Source organism: Leptolyngbya sp. FACHB-541, assembly GCF_014695875.1.
GTDB lineage: Bacteria > Cyanobacteriota > Cyanobacteriia > Elainellales > Elainellaceae > JAAUTN01.
In genome coordinates this window covers 41,713-59,723 of sequence record NZ_JACJPC010000065.1, presented here as the reverse complement: position 1 = coordinate 59,723, position 18,011 = coordinate 41,713, and the positions used below count along the sequence as shown (strand labels likewise).

11 protein-coding genes are annotated in these 18,011 nt (G+C 45.7%); 5 read left to right on the top strand and 6 right to left on the bottom strand.

Going from position 1 to position 18,011, the window contains the following annotated elements; all coding sequences use genetic code 11:
- Window positions 1–60: 60 nt before the first annotated feature.
- From H6G00_RS14385 to H6G00_RS14375, 3 genes are all read left to right on the top strand, one after another.
- Complete coding sequence (locus tag H6G00_RS14385) at window positions 61–1,458, top strand: ATP-grasp enzyme (protein WP_190797266.1); 1,398 nt, start codon at window positions 61–63, stop codon at window positions 1,456–1,458.
- A gap of 167 nt (window positions 1,459–1,625) precedes the next feature.
- Window positions 1,626–3,461, top strand: a complete 1,836-nt coding sequence (locus tag H6G00_RS14380) for a class I SAM-dependent methyltransferase (protein WP_190797265.1) — start codon at window positions 1,626–1,628, stop codon at window positions 3,459–3,461.
- Window positions 3,462–3,478: 17 nt separating this feature from the next.
- A complete protein-coding gene (locus H6G00_RS14375) occupies window positions 3,479–4,807 on the top strand; it encodes a TIGR03279 family radical SAM protein (protein ID WP_190797264.1) in 1,329 nt (442 codons plus the stop codon).
- 53 nt (window positions 4,808–4,860) lie between these two features.
- Here the strand turns inward: H6G00_RS14375 and H6G00_RS14370 are convergent, their stop codons facing one another.
- Window positions 4,861–5,220, bottom strand: a complete 360-nt coding sequence (locus H6G00_RS14370; protein WP_347278184.1) for a DUF4351 domain-containing protein — start codon at window positions 5,218–5,220, stop codon at window positions 4,861–4,863.
- A 45-nt stretch (window positions 5,221–5,265) separates the two neighbouring features.
- Window positions 5,266–5,538 (bottom strand): hypothetical protein, encoded by a 273-nt coding sequence (locus H6G00_RS14365; RefSeq protein ID WP_199318483.1) that lies wholly within the window; start codon window positions 5,536–5,538, stop codon window positions 5,266–5,268.
- A gap of 226 nt (window positions 5,539–5,764) precedes the next feature.
- Here H6G00_RS14365 and H6G00_RS14360 point away from each other — a divergent pair, with 226 nt between their 5' ends.
- Entirely contained in the window at window positions 5,765–6,001 is a 237-nt protein-coding gene (locus H6G00_RS14360; RefSeq protein WP_190797263.1) for a helix-turn-helix transcriptional regulator, read from the top strand.
- Between the two features lie 35 nt (window positions 6,002–6,036).
- On the opposite strand, the gene H6G00_RS14355 is transcribed toward H6G00_RS14360, so the two are convergent.
- The 4 genes from H6G00_RS14355 to H6G00_RS14340 form a co-directional block, all read right to left on the bottom strand.
- Window positions 6,037–7,500 (bottom strand): DUF1802 family protein, encoded by a 1,464-nt coding sequence (locus H6G00_RS14355; protein ID WP_190797262.1) that lies wholly within the window; start codon window positions 7,498–7,500, stop codon window positions 6,037–6,039.
- A complete protein-coding gene (locus tag H6G00_RS14350) occupies window positions 7,497–9,362 on the bottom strand; it encodes a hypothetical protein (RefSeq protein ID WP_199318482.1) in 1,866 nt (621 codons plus the stop codon). Before H6G00_RS14350 ends, H6G00_RS14355 begins: the two co-directional genes overlap by 4 nt.
- Window positions 9,363–9,420: 58 nt before the next feature.
- Window positions 9,421–10,104, bottom strand: a complete 684-nt coding sequence (locus H6G00_RS14345) for a hypothetical protein (RefSeq protein WP_190797261.1) — start codon at window positions 10,102–10,104, stop codon at window positions 9,421–9,423.
- A 214-nt stretch (window positions 10,105–10,318) separates the two neighbouring features.
- Entirely contained in the window at window positions 10,319–12,505 is a 2,187-nt protein-coding gene (locus tag H6G00_RS14340; protein WP_190797260.1) for an ATP-binding protein, read from the bottom strand.
- A gap of 137 nt (window positions 12,506–12,642) precedes the next feature.
- Here H6G00_RS14340 and H6G00_RS14335 point away from each other — a divergent pair, with 137 nt between their 5' ends.
- Entirely contained in the window at window positions 12,643–17,916 is a 5,274-nt protein-coding gene (locus H6G00_RS14335) for an AAA family ATPase (RefSeq protein WP_190797259.1), read from the top strand.
- Window positions 17,917–18,011: the final 95 nt, after the last annotated feature.

Sequence of the window (18,011 nt, the reverse complement as noted above, 5' to 3'; positions counted from 1 at the left end):
AACAACCGTTCGCCCCTGTAGCTCTATCGTCTGCCAACACAAATTAGCCAAATTAATCGAATGGAAACTCTTTTACAAGAAACGGTAGCAGACATTCCTTCAGTGTCCTCTAGAGAGCGATCGCCACACCGACCAAAACTCCTCTTTGCGGTATTTCAAAATCTCGGAACGCTGGCACTGCTGGCGGTTGCCTTTCCTTTTAACCTCACGGTAGTGTCTCTAGCACTGCTGTGGAATTGGTTACGTCAACCTTTTCGCCCATTCAATACACTCGCAGCGCAGCCCAAAAACATCTTAATTGCGGGTGCCAGGATGACGAAAACGCTGCAATTAGCGCGTTCCTTCCATGGGGCTGGGCATCGGGTCATTTTGATTGATACTGAAAAGTTTTGGCTGAATGGCAATCGGTTTTCTAACACGGTTGCAAAGTTCTATACGGTTCCTGATCCAAACCAGGATTTGGAAGGTTACACAAAGACGTTGCAGGCGATCGCCAAAGCTGAAAATATTGATCTGTTTATTCCCGTTGCAATTTTTGCCGTCATTTACCCCGAGGGAATGGAGCAGCATCCGCTATCTGGCTACTGCGAGGTGTTTCACTTTGAACGGGACATCGTCCGAATGCTGGATGATAAGTTTGCCTTTGCTGAGAAAGCGCGATCGCTCTCACTCACCGCCCCCAAATCCTTTAAAATTACTGCTCCAGAACAGGTTCTAAACTTCGACTTTTCTCAGGAAAAACATCAGTACATTCTCAAAAGCATTCCCTATGACGCAATCCGGCGTTTAGACCTGACCAAACTTCCTTGTAACACGCCTGAAGCAACGGCCGCCTTCGTCAACAGTTTGCCAATCAGCGAAAAGAAACCCTGGATTATGCAGGAGTTTATTCCTGGGCAAGAATACTGCACGCATAGCACCGTGCGCGATGGCAAATCAACGCTCTACTGCTGCTGTAAATCCTCTGCGTTTCAAGTGAATTACGAGAATGTAGACAAACCCGAAATTAGTGAGTGGATTAATCGCTTTCTGGAAAGCATTGGCGGCACAGGTCAAGCCTCATTTGACATTATTCAGGCAGCAGATGGAACCGTATATCCAATTGAGTGCAATCCGCGAACTCACTCTGCCATCACCATGTTTTACAACCATCCTGGCGTAGCGGATGCCTATCTTAATCAGTCTGCTGCTGAACCGTTGCAGCCGCTTCCAGACAGTAAACCAACCCACTGGCTCTATCATGAACTTTGGCGACTGAACGAAATTCGTTCTTTCAAACAATTACAAACCTGGTTCAAAAACGTTTGGCGCGGCAAAGAAGCAATTTTTGAAGTAAGTGATCCGCTGCCATTTCTCATGGTGCATCACTGGCAAATTCCATTACTGCTGCTTGGCAACCTGAGAAGGCTCAAAAGCTGGACAAGAATAGACTTTAACATTGGTGAGCTAATTGAGTGAGGCAGTGGCGATACCCCTGTGAGGGCGCGTTACGATGCGCCCTTACGCAAATCTGCAACATCTGCAAATCAAATCGGTATTAGTTTTAAGAAAAACTAGATAGAATCAGATAGCCTTTATTCCTTTGAAGGATTCTTCAAACATTCTCGTGAAAGGGGCTATCTCCAATGCTCAACTCTCTGGCGATTGTTGTCCCTGTTTATAACTGTGAAAGGTTTATTCAAAAAACACTAGAAAGTATCGAATCTAGTCTTGATTTCTTTCGTCAAAATTATAATAATGCTGCCGCCGTTAGTGCCGAAATTGTAGTTGTGAATGACGCTTCTTCGGATAATACGGAAGAAGCTGTCAACGATTTTATTCAGCAGAAATCTAGCTATAAATCTATTTATAAAGTCACCCGTCATTCTAAAAGCTTAGGAGCAGGTCCAGCCAGAAATACAGGTGTGAGAATTTCGACTGGAGAAATTTTGTTTTTCTGCGATGGGGATGATCTGTTTCTTAAAGAACATATCTATGTTTGCTACAAGGCATTGAGTCAGGAAATTCCAATTCAACCTGAAGTTATGCCTACCAATCAGGTTGCTGTGGTTAAGACAAAAGCCAAGATTCAAGAACAGCTTCATCCGCATTGGAGAGCCGCAATCGACAATAGTTTGTTAATTAATCTTTGCCTGCGACGAGACTGTCACGAGTTTGTGGAAGGTTTTCCTGAAGCAGCAGTTTACAAGCAGATTCGAGGGCGAGAAGATACGGCTTATCTAGATTGGATTGGCAAGTTTTTCAAGGTCTTTAGAGCTGATCTAGAAACGGTTGAGTATGTCCGTTATCCTGGCAATAGCTTCGATCGCCAACTTAAGAAGTTTCAAACGCCACCAGAAGACTATCAGCTTGACTGGACACCAGAGGAAAATAAATTACATGCGATCGCCACCCAGCTAGAATCCGAAAAAACGCTTTACCTATTCAAAAAGCTCTATCAATTAGACCAGCGCTTCATCCCAACTGAATTCATTAATTGGCAACCCATAGTTGCTGAATATTTAGCACAAGAAAAGTGGGTCGAAGCGATCGCCTTTTATCAGCAAAGTAGTGAAATAAAAGAGGCGATCGCCGCAGAACACAAGAATGCACTTGCCAGAGCCTACAACAATTTGGGTACCGCTCTTCACCAACAAAAAGAATTAGATCAGGCGATTGAATGTTTTCAGCAGGCGATCGCCCTTCAGCCTGATTTTTCTAAAGCTAATCTAGCGCGAATTTGTTTTAATGCTGGAATGGTTTTGCTTGACCAGGAGCAGCTTCAGCAGGCGCTAGCGCTATTCCAACAGGCTTGTGAGGCAGACCCTCATTTGACCCAGGCACAATATCAGCTTTCGAGAACCCGCTATCAGCTTCAGGTACAGTCTAGAGGCTACCAATTTACCCAGGATTGGTTCAGCAATAACATTCTGGTTTGGGAGCAGCACCTACTGCCGCTCGCCGGACGAAATCTGCAAGTTTTGGAAATTGGCAGTTGGGAAGGTCGCTCAACCTGTTGGCTACTTGACCACATTTTGACTCACGGGTCAGCTCAAGTTACCTGTATTGATACGTTTCAGGGAAGTGCCGAACATAGTCGCTTTGATGCCGATTATGTGCAGTCTCTTGAGTCTAGATTTGACGCTAACATTGCTAAAACTGGCGTACCGCAAAAGGTACAAAAGCAAATTGGGCAGTCTCAAGAAAAGCTGCGATCGCTTCCTCTCAACACCTACGACCTGCTTTACATCGACGGTTCCCATATCGCCAGTGATGTTTTGGAGGATGCCCTGCTAGGCTGGAGATTGGTGAAAGCAAGAGGGTTGATCGTGTTTGACGATTATGGCTTTTCCTTTGACCAAAACACCCAGCACAACCCTAAAGCCGGGATCGATGCCTTCCTCACGATTTTTCGTGACAAGATCAAAATAACCCACAAGTCCTACCAAGTTTTTGTCGAAAAGCTGACTGATTCAGCCTAACTCCCCAGCCTAATCCCATGAGCGACTGTTCTATTCGTCCTGCCCTAATTACTAATGTGCTGCCCGACTCGATCGCAGCAGAAATCGGCTTTGAGGCAGGCGATCGCCTCGTCTCGATTAACGGGCAACCCTTGCGCGACCTAATTGACTATCAGTTTTTTTGCGCGGACGAGGTTCTAGAACTGGAAGTCTTAGACGCAAAAGGACAGAGCCATCAGGTCGAAATCGAAAAAGAGTATGACGACGACCTGGGACTGGAGTTTGAAACTGCGCTGTTTGACGGACTGATTCAGTGCAACAACCGTTGTCCCTTTTGCTTCATTGACCAGCAGCCACCTGGAATGCGGCAAACCCTTTACCTTAAAGATGACGACTATCGCCTCAGTTTTCTTTACGGCAGCTACCTGACCCTGACCAACCTGACCCAGCGAGAATGGAGCCGCATTGCTCAAATGCGGCTTTCTCCGCTTTACGTCTCGGTTCACGCCACCGAGCCAGAGATCCGCATTCGTCTACTAAAGAACCCTCGCGCTGGACAAATTCTTGATCATCTACGCTGGTTTCAGCAGCATGAGCTGCAAATTCACGCTCAGGTTGTCGTGTGTCCGGGGATCAATGATGGTGAACATTTGGAGCGATCGCTACTTGACCTGGTGAAGTTTCATCAGGGAGACATTCCTGCTGTTGCCTCCGTTGCGGTTGTCCCCGTGGGTTTAACTCGCTTCCGCCCTGTCGAAGATGAACTGGTGCCCGTCACGCCTGCCAAGGCACGAGAAGTAATCGCCCAGGTGCAGGCATTGCAGTCCAAATTTCAGCATCAGCTAGGCTCTACCTTTGCTTGGCTTGCAGACGAATGGTTCCTCATCGGTGGGCAAGACCTGCCGCCTGAGTCGCATTACGAAGATTACCCGCAAATTGGCAATGGGGTAGGCTCAATTCGCCAATTTCTCAAAGAGTTTCAGTCTGCCGCAAAACAATTGCCTGTTAGCGTTTCACCCGCCCGTCGCTTTACCTGGGTGGTTGGCAATGCAGTTGAGCAAGCTTTTCAGCCCATTCTTCAACGGTTAAATCAGGTAAAAGGGCTAGAAGTTGAAATGGTGGCGCTAAACAGCCAATATTGGGGGCAGGAAATTACGGTTACGGGGCTATTGACCGGGCAAGACTTACTTCGTGCCTTGTCGGGCAAAGATTTGGGGCAAGGAATTTTGCTGCCATCTCTGATGCTCAAGCACGACGACTCTCGCTTTCTAGATGATATGAGGCTGGAAGACCTTTCCCAGCAGTTGAATGCCCCTATTCTCACGGTTAATGGGATTGATCAGCTAATTGAAACCTGCACCAGTTAGAAACGAACCAATCGTTAGGCGTGGAGCGATCGCTTGGGAATGAGAGGCGATCGCTAGCCCTGTTCTGCTAACCAAGCCTGCAAATCGTCCAAACTCGCAAAATCTAGCAGCGCCTCACTCAACTCTTGCAACACTGGCAAGGACAAATTCATCACAGAAGAATTCACAGTTTGAGGAAGTTCTCCTAATCGCTTTGTCAACAGTTGAGACATAGCATGAGCCATTGCTTCGCGACCTTCTTCCTTGATCTCCCGATAAACCCGTGTTTCCTTGAGCGTGATGTCTAGCATCGACTCTATCTCCTTGCGGCTCAACTGCTCAAATCGATACGCCATGATGGTTATCACCATTTCAATTATCGCATGACTACCTGGTGAGGCTGATTCAGCAGGGGTGCGGCTCAATAAACACACTGTAATCTTTTGCGAATTGAGGACAGCAACTTGGATTTTGATTACTCATTTCGGCTCATCCTGTTTGTTCGGTAATTGCTCTGAGTCAAAATGCTGTCCTGCATCAAACACAATGCAAAAGCTAACTGTCGGTATCAAACGCTGTAAGGTTCTCAACTGAGCTTCTGCAGCGCTGCGACGGCGAAAACGAGCAACAATCAGGGTATGAGAATTGGGAAAGGAGCGGATAATGCACCAGGGATGCAAGGAATCTCGATAGGATGGCATGGGAAATGGGGGCGATCGCGCTATTGCGTCGCAGTAAGGGAAAATAGGCACGGCAAAGCTTCAGCATGACTGGACTGCTCAAAAGCAAGCAGAGCAAACAGTCACCTGACTGGCTTGAAACATCTGTAAATAGCTTTATTAATGAGAAACTAAGAGGCGGAGCCACAGGCATTTATATGCCTGCTTCGCCTACCACCTGTTGACTCTCTCATGCAACTATAAACTGCTTATAGTCAGGAGTCAACAGCTTATATAAGCAGTTTATAAAGCTGTTGCAATGTCCCAAGAACAACCTATAGAAAAGGAGTCTCCACTTAAGAGGCGACGTGATGAACTGGGCTTAACTCAGAGAGAGGTTGCTGGAGCTATTGACGTATCTGTTCAAACCATTAGCAATTGGGAGACAGGTCGATTCAAGGAGGTTAGGCTTACCCTGCCCCAAGTGAAAGCTCTTTGTCGGGTTCTAAGATGGACTGTTGAGGACTTGCCGGACGATTTCAAACCATTAGATTGACAATGACTAATTAGCTTTGTTCATTCTGCGATAGCTTACTGCTCTACTATTTCAGGCATGTGACGGAGGAAGTAAAAGCGATCGCTTCCATCATCTCCTTTTCTTCGCCCTAGATAACCTGTCAAGGGAGAAGATATTTCTACTAAAATTTCGTAAACTTCCTCTCGCTTAAGAAGTTGAGGAGGTTTTGAAACAACATACACTGCGTGAAGCTGAGCGATATCAGCATCTTCATCCAGCGAGTTTTCTAGAAAGTTTTTGACGAGGTGAATAATGTATGCTCTCAGCTTAGCTGCTTGAATATTCTGATGAATATATCTTTCAACCTCATCATCTGCTTGTCCATCCACAAGATAATCCTTCAACTTAAACAGGTCGATTGGATACTTGTGATGAAGTTTGACGAGTTTTTCAAGGGTTGTAGGATGAATGATTGCCATACCGTGTACTTTGGCTGCTTTTTTAAGTTGGTCTGTAGGATCACCTGGTCCAATAATTAATTTTGCGGCTTTGCTGAAGGTGTCCTTGTCTTCAAGATGAATTGTTCCAAGATTTAGAAGTTGAACTGCCGTGTCGTTAGGAATTTTTTTACCTGATTTACATTCGCCAACTAAGGGATAAGGCTCAGAACAGAATAGATCCAGTCCTCCTGCGCCACCCCTGTGAGAATAGTCAATCTTGAAGCCTAGAAATTCTAAGCTTTGGCGAACAACAATTTCAAAATCTGTCCCGGCTTGGTAGTTGCTTGTGCCTTCAGTTTCTTTGCTGCGATCGCCCAAAACAGCAATTTTATCCATCCACTCCGGTTCCTTGGATTCAAGTTTGCTGTGACTTGTCCAACCCAAGAGTTGTTTGAGGTCATGATTTAATTGACCTACATTTGGGTTTTCAATCACAACTTCTTCAACTTGAAGCTGTAAAGATTCCAAATTTGTGTAGGGGTAAGCTTCTCCTGACATCAGAAGAGTTTTACGTCGGTCAAAACTTACTTTGGAAACAACAGGTTCGTCGTGTTCACTAGGTGCCGTTATTTTGTCTTCTGCTTGAGTCCAGAAGAAAGAACCTGATTGAAGCAAGGAGTTGATCACACAAGGTTCAGAAAAGCGGCAAACCCGAAGAAATAGCAGTTTAAGAACTTTGTGTTGCTCAAAAAGATACTCCAGTGCACTTAAGTTCCAAATCGTAGATTGAGCAATTCTAGGTAGAAGATGCTTATTATTGGGATGAATTTGCCAGTGATATTCACACTGTCCCCAAGTTGGCATCTGAATGGGAGCAGCAGCATTTTTTTGCAGTGATCTGTTGGCAAAGCTCAGATATTCCGGCTTGTAATATTGCTCAAGCGTTAGACTCGATGGAAGTTGTTGGCTTGGATAGAGCCAAAACACTTGACCCTCTGATACTGATTGCTTAAATGGAACAGCAATCAGTTTGCCCAAGTTCAGCATCTCAAGATCAAGTGCAGGAAGCTGAATCCCTTTGAATATTTGAATGCTCATGCCGAAACTGGTGCGCTTAAAATCTCTTGAATTAGTGGGTTGTTTGTTACCAAGTCAAGTTCCTGCACTAGGGAGACTAGCTCCTCCTTTTCAAACCCGTAGTCTGCCGACTGCTCGTAAATCCGCTCTAAAGCAGCTAAAGGTTTGATATGCTCCTTTTGAAGCACCACAACTTCTCCACCTTGTTGTTCTACGAGCTGTTGCTTAAGCTGCTGCCCAATCCTCCAGCTTTGCGGTACTGAGGTAGAGCGGATTAGACAACCACGCGTAATCTTGTACTTTCTGTAATCAGTCAACCGCTTCATTACCGCATTGAAGGTTTTAGCATTTTTTGTTTCACAGATTCTAACCCCAATAGTGACTTCTTTCTTTTGTGTCACATCATAGCCAGATGTGATCAAGTGCAAATCATGGTTTGAAGAAGAGCCAACGGTTTGAATTTGATTGATCACTACATTTGCTGTTCCTGATTGAGGAAGCATTTTCATTGCACAAGTAATGATCGCTGCAATCTTCTCGTCCTCCTTGCCTGGAAGAGAAATTTTATTCAGCAACTCGTTGTATGTTTCTAAAACTTGCTTCTTTTGCTTCTCTTTTGGATCTAGCTCAACTGGTTTTGGATTTAGAGCAACTTGTTCTGGATCTGAATCAACCAGTTTTATCGCTTCAAAAGCTTCAGCACATGTCTTTAATAATGTACGCACTCCAGCTCCCGCTTTTGCAATTTCTCTAATTCTTGCTTCCTCAAAGGGGTACAAGCGTGGATAATTACGGGGGTTAAGTTCTTTGCATTCGTAAAACCAATTCATCCTCATCTGAACTAACTCCATCATCTGTTCTGCGGTTGGGGGTTTGGCTTCTAAAATTCTTTGACCTACCCGGTCAGGAATTCCACCACGCAATTCTGCAACTATTTTCCATATGGTGCTTAAAAAGCAAGACAGAAGAACGATGTTAGTGCAATCGAAGTAAATTCTGTCAATACATTTAGCAATAACTTCAGCAGCACTATCGCCAGTTTCAACATCAGGTTCTGACGATTCAGCTTGATCAAACCAGATAATAACGGGTAACGAAGCAACTTCGGCAAGTTTGCAGATCTGCTTGATGACCCAAATATTTCTTGTTTGCTGTTGTTCTGGCGAATACTCCGGCAAACCAAATCTCTTAACATCAGGAGAATCTTCTCCCTTAATCCACGACAGCGCTACCTGTGCAGAAAGAGCACTTCCAAGCAGCGATAGGAGAACTGCTTTAGTAAAGTAGTGGTCTAACCCAGAACGGCTTTCTAAAATTGCCTCAGCTAAAGCTCCAAAGAAATCAACTAAGTTAGAGCTGCTGATTGTTTTTTGAATGTGCTTCTTCAGTTCATTAGGTTGACTACATTTCTCAATGTACTCTTCATACGCCTCCTCATAATCTGTACCTTTTAAGCTTGAGATTAACGTAGCAGCAAACCGCTGCCACTGAGTTACTTTATGAGAATCCTGATGAGTGAAACTCTCAACTAGATGAAAGCGCACGTGAGCATCAATTATTTTTGGATTTGCACAGGGAGAGATATAGGAGAATAGTGCACCGCCTTCCCGCTCAATTTTCTTCCATACCCGGCGGATCGCATGACTTTTTCCAGTGCCTTTCTCCCCCTTTACGACAATACCAACTTTGCTCAAATACCTTTGACGAACCTCAGCAATTGCCTGATCAATTTTCTGCTCAATATGCTGATTAATACCTGATAAATCGCTGATAACTTCCCCCCAAACCTCTTCGGCCGCAATGACCAAATCTTTCCTAAAAGGGTTTGGTCCCTGTTGACGAGCTTCCTCAAACAGGGCATACGGATCTTGCACGGCAATCATTCGCTTTTGACTCCACTTCTGAATACTGAATTGATTGAACTAGCTTGCTGATTAAAACTCAGGATTCTTTGCTGGCAAAGAACAGCAGTCCCCTAATCTCATTGGTGATGGAATCTCGTTTTTGATCTTCAGTTGCTTCACGAGCTTCACCACCCTGCAAATAAAATTTTTGCTCTGCCTGCATTTCCATCATCCAGTCGCTAAATTCCACACGTCCGACACGATCGCCTAGCTCACGTCGCATGTGCCAGATTGGAACCAGACCGCTGTAGTTGTAACCTTTATCCAATTTCTCAAATAGTTTTAGCGCTTCAGGCTTAAATTCTTCGTAAGAAGCAATTTCGGAATGGGCAACTTTACCATTGGTTGCAGCGCCATTCACACTTACATCCGATTGTTGGATCCACTTTAACAAAGCTTTTGCCATCCAGGAACCCACAATTGTCCCTTCTATAGCAAGATCAGAACTTTGCAAACCTTGACCCAGTAATTCAATTCCTTTGTTTGTAATAGAAACCTTTTTCTTGGCAACTTCAATCGCTTCTTCTCGCTCCAAACGAGCATAAAGCTCATCACAGTCGGGACTCTTCTTTCCGCCTACTTTCAACCGATCGCTAACCTTTCCCTGATTAACGTCCTTACCCCCTAGAAACCATAAGGCTAGAAGTAAACGAACTGAACGGGGAGCGATCGCAGAGTCTAAAGAATGAGAATTCGTCTTTGTTTGTGTCGCTGGTGACATTATAGTTTTCCTGAATGAGTGCAGTTAAGTGCCATCCCTCAGTAGAATTCCCTGTTTTTTAATTGAATCACAGCAATTCATTGGAAAATCATAAAATGCCGATAAGGCTATGTGAAGCTAAGGTATAAGATCCTCTATATAAGATGGTCTAGAGATTACGTTTTTTGCCCTTGAAGCTAACAGATTCGATCGCTCAACTAGCATATCCGTTAGATTAGATCAAAACTTTTTGCTGCAGAGGAATCTGAATGACAAACTCAGTTCCCTGCCCTGGAGTGGAGTAGCATTCCAATTTGCCACCGTGTTTCTCTGTAACAATTTGATAGCTAATAGACATACCCATGCCCGTGCCTTTGCCAAAAGGTTTGGTGGTAAAGAAGGGGTCAAAAATACGCTGCCGAACGGCCTCGGGCATCCCTGATCCGTTGTCGGCGATCGCCACTTCTACCCATTCCTCACTTAAAACAGATGTACGGATTGTAATTTGGCTTGGCTGGCTCTTCACTTCCTCATGAGTACGTTGAATACTTTCTTCTAATGCATCTAGAGCGTTCACCAAAACATTCATAAACACCTGGTTGAGCTGTCCAGCAAAACATTCCACCAGAGGAAGTGATCCGTAGTTTTTTATTAATTCAATCCTTGAATGTTCAGACTTAGCTTTAAAGCGATGCTGCAAAATCAGTAAGGTGCTGTCAATGCCTTCGTGAATATCAACTGCCTTAAATTCGGATTCATCCATTCGGGAAAAGTTTCGCAGAGACAACACGATTTGTCGAATGCGCCCGGTTCCCAATTTCATAGAATTCAGTATCTTTGGCAAATCTTGTTGCAAAAACTCCAGGTCGATCTCTTCAACAGTCCTTTGAATTTCAGTGGCAGAGTTGGGATAGTACTGCTGATATAGCTGCACAAGTCTCAATAAATCCTCAGTGTATTCCTGCACCGGGTCGAGATTGCCATGAATGAAATTGACTGGATTGTTGATCTCATGGGCTACTCCAGCAACCAGTTGTCCCAGACTCGACATCTTTTCGCTTTGAATCATTTGAATCTGGGTATGCTGCAATTTTATCAGCGTATTTCTGAGTTCAGCCGTGCGCTCTTCCACCCGATCTTCCAATTCCGCCTTGCTTTGCTCCAGTGCGGCAAACGATTGATACAGCTGGTTTGCCATGTGGTTAAAGGAATTGGACAATGCATCGAGTTCGCGAATTCTGCTTTTTTCTACCGTCTGTTCTAGATTGCCGTCTGCTACTGACTCACTAGCGTGGCTGAGGTGAAGAATCGGTTGCACAATCCAACGTGAGGTCAACACGCTCATAATTAAAGCAAGCACTAATGCACCCAAACAAAGGGCGATCGTAATGTGCGTGTTGGCATCAATTTGAGCCATAAATGTGTTTTCCGGCACACTGATGACCAATAGCCAATCCAAACCATACTCATCACGCCAGGGCACAACACTGACAAAGTGCTGTTGCCCCTGAATCTCAAGCCGAAAGTCAGTATGTTGGGTGATTGACTGTAACCCACTAGAAGTTTGGAAGTGTTGAACAACAGTTTGGATAATTGGATTGGAACTATCAATCGCCCGCAGTCGATGAATTTTTCGGTTGACCAGGGTAAAAGGTCTTTCTGTGCCAGAGCTAGCAATCAGTGTGCCATCTCGCTCCATCAGGAAGACTTGCCCAGATTGGCTAACTTCTAATCTATTTAGAAAATCGTTGAGTTTGAGTAGATGAATATCAGAGGCAATCATTCCTAAAAGGCGATTTTGCGAATCGTAGATGGGGCGACTGGCAGAGGCCGCAATGTAGGGCCCGTTGGGCAAATTTGCAGCATAAATCTTCCAGATGGGTTTACCAGCAGCAATCGGTTCGGTGTACCAAGCTTCGCTAAAACTGTTCCAAGTCCAGCGATAATTCACTCGGGTTCGGCGTCCCTGGCGGTCAGTGGCGTAGTTGATGGTGTTATTCGACTGTCTAGCCACCCAATCATCAATGGTGATAGTTCTGCCATCGTACCGAGCCGTTCCAATTCCTTCCCCTGTGGTTAGACCTATGCCAATGTAAGACAGGTCATACGCCTGCATTTGATCCCAGAAATACTCGCCAACGGCTTCCTGCTCGCGCACATCCAGAATTCCTCTCTTAATGGCATCTGCGTTAATCTGATTCAGCGTTTGCGGGATAGAAAGGTAAGACTGTAAGTGTTCATCCACTACATTGCTGGTGCGATCGATCACCTGTTCTGCCAGATTGTTCACAGCCCTTTGCCCATTTTTGAGAGACAGGTAGCCGACCAAGCTAACCGTTCCGAAAATTTGCAGAACAAAGGGAACAACTAGAACGATCTGCAAAGGTAGTGCTTTACTGCTGCGGAGTTGAGGCATCTTCATGGGAGGAAGGGGAAGTCAGCAGCTTTAGGATTCCCGTGATCCCTCATCGAAAATCGTGTCCTAAAGGATGCGTGTAGCGCTATATCCAGGAGTGATTTAATTGAAGGAGCATAGCAGTTGCTTGAGGCGAATCAATCATGCTATCCCTTTCTGGCTATCTTGTTGGCTCAAAGATTTATGAAAGCGCGAATTCGCTAGTGTATCGAGGGGTGCGGGAGCTAGATTTGCAGCCGCTGGTGTTCAAAGCGCTAAAGCCTGACTATCCCACCCCCGATGAGTTGACGCGGTATCAACAGGAGCATGAGATTACCCGATCGCTCAGTCTGGAAGGGGTAATCCAGGTCTATGGCATTGAAACTTATCAAAATACCCTGGTGATGTTTCTAGAAGATTTTGCTGGAGAATCTTTAGCCTACTGGCTGACTCAGCGGGCGCTTACTCTTACAGAAGCGCTTACTCTAGGAATTCAGATCACTGAGATTTTGGGGCAAGTACACCAACAGCAGGTCATTCACAAAGACATTAACCCTTCTAACATTGTCTGGAATCCGACGACTGGGCAGCTTAAGCTGATTGATTTTGGCATTGCCAGTCGAATTACCCGAGAAACCCCTACGCTCCGTAACCCGGATATCTTAGAAGGTACTCTTGCCTATATGTCTCCAGAGCAGACTGGGCGGATGAATCGATCGATTGATTACCGCACTGACTTTTACTCTCTCGGCATGACGCTATATGAACTGCTGACTCAGCAACTTCCCTTTACTGCCGATGATGCACTGGAATTAGTTCACTGTCACTTAGCCAAAAATCCTGTTTCGCCGAGCGATCGCCTCTCCACGATTCCCCAACCCGTCTCTGCGATCGTGATGAAACTGCTAGCAAAAACCGCAGAAGACCGCTATCAAAGCTGTCGGGGCATTCAATCTGATCTTGAAACCTGTCTGACTCAGTTGCAAACTACACAAGAAGTTGCAGCCTTCCCTTTGGCGCGATACGACAGTTCAGAAACCTTTCAGATTCCTCAAAAACTGTATGGTAGAAATCAAGAAGTTGAGGCATTGTTAGCGGCATTTGAGCGGGTGGTAGGAGCAGGGAATAGGAAGGGGGAGGAAATAGAGGATAAGGAATGGGGGAATCTAGCCTCGAACATTGTCTCTCCTCAAAGCGAACTCATGCTCATCTCCGGTTACTCCGGTATTGGTAAAACATCGTTAGTGCAGGAAATCTACAAGCCGATTACCCAGCAGCGGGGATATGTTATTACCGGAAAGTTTGATCAATATCAGCGTAATATTCCCTATTCTGCATTCGTCAATGCGTTTTCTGGGTGGGTAGAGCAGTTGTTGACCGAGCCGGAAACTCAATTGAATGATTGGCGATCGCAACTCTTGTCCGCACTAGAACCCAACACTCAAGTGATGGTGGACGTGATTCCTGAACTGGCACTGGTTTTAGGGCCACAACCCCCTGTACCAGAACTGCCGCCCACAGAAACCCGAAATCGCTTCAATCGGGTATTGCAGCAGTTTATTCAGGTCTTGGCACAGCCTCATCACCCGCTCGTTATCTTTCTAGACGATCTGCAGTGGGTTGATGCGGCATCGCTGCAATTGATCCAGGTGTTGACGACGACAAAGGTTCCTTTTCTATTCTTGATTGGAGCCTATCGAGACAATGAAGTGAGTGCTACTCATCCTTTAACTCAAGCGATCGCAGAGATGCAAAGCGCAGGAATCCCCATTCAGGCGATCGCCCTCTCACCTCTACAAAAACTGGATATCCAACACTTATTGGTGGATACCCTAAATCGTTCTATGGAGGAGGTTGCACCCCTGGCAGATCTGGTGCTGACCAAAACCAATGGCAATCCCTTCTTCGTTAATGAGTTTTTGCGGGCGCTGTATGTCGAACAGTTGCTCATCTTTGATTATCAGAATAACCAGTGGAAATGGGCGATCGCCGAGATTCAACAACGCAATATCACCGACAACGTAGTGGAACTGCTTGTCACTAAAATTCAACGTTTACAGCAAAATAGCCAGGCTGGATTGCGATATGCGGCCTGTATTGGTAATCAATTTGATCTGCAAACATTGACATTTGTTTTACAGTCAGCGGGTGTTCTGCAAGAAGCTGATGCCGTGCGGGCAATTGCGCTGCTCAAAGCAGCGGTCAACATGGGTTTGATCATTCCGCTTAATGATAGCTATAAGCGAATTGAGTTGGGCATTCCCAAATTAGGGGATGCGTTACGAATGGAGTACAAGTTTGCCCACGACCGGATTCAGCAAGCAGCCTATTCCCTGAACTCAGTGGCAGAACGACCTGCGATTCACTGGCAGATCGGACAGAAAATTTTGCAACATACCCCACCAGAACAACGAGAACAGCACATTTTTGATATTGTGAACCATCTGAATATAGGCGTAGAGCTTGCTCCATCGGTAGAACGGCAAGAACTAGTGCGGTTGAACCTGATTGCAGCCCAGAAAGCCAAAGCCTCTGCTGCCTTTAGCGCAACTATGCAGTATCTCAAAACTGCCCTAGCCCTGTTACCCCAAGATTCCTGGCACACCGAGTATTACCTGACGCTAGCACTCTATACTCTGGCGGCTGAGGCGGCTTATCTGAATGGCGATCTGGAGCAGACCGAGCAATTTGCGGCCACTGTGCTGAAACACGCCCAAAGTCTACCCGATAAGGTCAAGATCTACGAAGTGCAGATTCAAGCCTATGGCTCTCAAATGCAGTTTTTAGCTGCACTGCAAATCGGACTCAAGACCTTAGAGGAGTTAGGGGTGATTTTGCCAGTATCACCCACTGCCGCAGAGATTGAGTCTGCATTTGGTGAAACGGCTGCAATGCTGGCTGATCGGCAAATTCAGACCCTCATTGATTTGCCGCCTATGACCGATGCGATCGCCATTCAGAGTCTCCGAATTTTGACTCATCTGCTTGCCCCTTCCTATCAGGCTGCGCCGCCGCTCTTTCCTCTGCTCATCCTCAAGATGGTGAATTTGTCTGTTGAGTATGGCAACCATGAACTGTCGGCATTTGCCTATGCAGCTTATGCCAACATCTTAAACTGTGTAGTTTTAGATCTAGATCAAAGCTATCAGTTTGTTGAATTGGGGCTTCACCTGTTGGCGCAATTTCCCAATTCTCTGCTTCGATGTAAGACCTTATTCATGGCAAACTGCTCGGTTCGATTTTGCAAAGTTCATCTTAGAGAAACCATTCAGCCGTTACAAGAGGCTTATCAGTTAGGGATTGAGTCAGGCGACATTGAATTTGCGGGTTACAGCATTTTGCATCACTGCGATCACTGTTTCTTTGTGGGAATGCCATTAGCAGAGGTACAACACAAGATCACAGATTATGTTGAAGCACTAACGCAGCTCAAAGAATCAACGAATACCAATGCACTTCAGGTTTACCAGCAAACGATTGCAAACTTGACACAATCTACCCTCAATCCAACCCTGTTGGTAGGTGAAGCCTATAATGAGTCCCAAGAATTACCGCTATTGCAGCAGGCAAACCACCATAAGGGATTGTTCTATCTATACTTCAATAAACTGTTACTGAGCTGCTATTTTCAGGATGCAGACAGGGCTGTAGAAAATGCTAATCAGGCAAACCGCTATCCTGAGGGTGGACGCTCTAACGCAGTCTTTCCAATTTTTTACTTCTATGATTCTCTGGCGCGGTTGATGCAATACCCCACTGCCAGCCCGGAAGTGCAGTCAGCTATTCTGCAACGGATAACCAAGAATCAGGAGAAAATGCAGCTTTGGGCATACCACGCGCCGACAAATAATCTGCACCGATGGCATTTGATCGAAGCAGAGCGATATCAAGTGTTAGGAGAAGATGCAGAAGCGATCGCTAACTATGATCGTGCAGTGGATCTTGCGAAAGAACACGGTTATATCCACGAGCAAGCATTAGCCTATGAACGGACAGCTCTGTTTTATCTGGAGCGAGGCAAGGAAATCTTGGCTAGAGCTTATCTGCAAGAAGCGCAGTATTGCTACCTAAGGTGGGGAGCAATGGCTAAAGTAGACGCGCTAGAAGCACGCTATCCCAATCTATTTCAACACCGGAGCGCATCGACAGGCGTTAATCTAAATGTTTCCTTGACTACGACAAACAGCAGCCATGCTGAAACGCTGGATTTAGCAACTGTGGTCAAAGCGTCTCGGGTGCTTTCTGGAGAACTCAATCTGGAAAAACTGCTAGAGCAACTCATGACTCTGGTGCTGCAAAATGCTGGAGCGCAAGCCGCAACACTCTTGCTGCAAACCAATCAGCACTTCCGCATTGAGGCAACTGGAACCGTTGATCCAATCGAGGTCATTGTCCACTCATCCATTCCCCTAGAAGACACGGATCAACTACCGATTTCACTGATTCAGTATGTGCTCCGAAAACAGAAAACCATCATTCTGGAAGATGCGACTCGAGAAATGCGCTTTGCTAGCGATCGCTACATCCAGTCTCAAAAGCCCAAATCCGTTTTGTGTACGCCCATCCAAGGACACGGCAAGCTGACCGGAATTCTATATCTAGAAAATAATCTCACCACCGATGCGTTTACCCTGGATCGGGCAGTTATCTTGCAGGTTTTGACGGCACAGGCGGCGATCGCCCTGGAAAATGCCCGACTGTATGAACAGTTAGAAATCTATTCTCAAACGCTAGAAGCAAATAATTACGCCTTGCAGCAAGAAGTGAGCGATCGCCGTCGGGCTGAAGAACAACTCCGACACAGCTTGAGTGAACGGGAAGTGCTGCTTAAAGAAATTCACCATCGCGTCAAAAACAACTTACAAATTATTTCTGGACTGCTGCAGCTCCAGGCTCAAAGCGTGACGGATACCGCAGCGACTAACATTCTGCGCGAAAGCCAGCATCGGATTGAGTCAATGTCACTGATCCATAAGAAGCTATATGCTTCATCTGATTTTGGTGAAATTGATTTATCAGACTATATTCCCAGTCTGGCGAGTAACCTAATTACCTCATACCAACTCGGTCCTGGGCACGTCAACCTGCACATGGACATTGCAAGGGTTTTGCTCAACATTGATCAGGCAATTCCCTGTGGGTTAATTGTGAATGAATTGATCTCGAATGCTCTAAAGTATGCATTTCCGGGCGATCGCACTGGCGAAATTCAGATTTATCTGCCGTCACCTTCACACCAGCAGATTGAGTTAACCATTCGAGACAATGGCGTCGGTTTACCAGAAACTGTGGACTGGAAATATAGCCAATCTTTGGGACTTTCGCTCGTCCATGACCTGGTCGTTGAACAGCTAGAGGGCAGTCTGACCGTTGAACGAGACCACGGAACAACCTTTAGAATTAAGTTTCCGCAAGCAGCGCTTTTGAATCCCAATTGATTGCAGAAATAATTGCAGAAAATTGAAGTAGGATATCACTGCCAGTCTTGAAGGTCAGATTCTCTATGATCGAGAGAAACTTGCCGTCTGTCTCC

What these genes read in the sequence shown, in the direction of transcription:
- H6G00_RS14385 (WP_190797266.1), top strand. Translation starts at nt 61, where the DNA reads ATGGAAACTCTTTTACAAGAAACGGTAGCAGACATTCCTTCAGTGTCC.
- H6G00_RS14380 (WP_190797265.1), top strand. Translation starts at nt 1,626, where the DNA reads ATGCTCAACTCTCTGGCGATTGTTGTCCCTGTTTATAACTGTGAAAGG.
- H6G00_RS14375 (WP_190797264.1), top strand. Translation starts at nt 3,479, where the DNA reads ATGAGCGACTGTTCTATTCGTCCTGCCCTAATTACTAATGTGCTGCCC.
- H6G00_RS14360 (WP_190797263.1), top strand. Translation starts at nt 5,765, where the DNA reads ATGTCCCAAGAACAACCTATAGAAAAGGAGTCTCCACTTAAGAGGCGA.
- H6G00_RS14355 (WP_190797262.1), bottom strand. Translation starts at nt 7,500, where the DNA reads ATGAGCATTCAAATATTCAAAGGGATTCAGCTTCCTGCACTTGATCTT.
- H6G00_RS14350 (WP_199318482.1), bottom strand. Translation starts at nt 9,362, where the DNA reads ATGATTGCCGTGCAAGATCCGTATGCCCTGTTTGAGGAAGCTCGTCAA.
- H6G00_RS14345 (WP_190797261.1), bottom strand. Translation starts at nt 10,104, where the DNA reads ATGTCACCAGCGACACAAACAAAGACGAATTCTCATTCTTTAGACTCT.
- H6G00_RS14340 (WP_190797260.1), bottom strand. Translation starts at nt 12,505, where the DNA reads ATGAAGATGCCTCAACTCCGCAGCAGTAAAGCACTACCTTTGCAGATC.
- H6G00_RS14335 (WP_190797259.1), top strand. Translation starts at nt 12,643, where the DNA reads ATGCTATCCCTTTCTGGCTATCTTGTTGGCTCAAAGATTTATGAAAGC.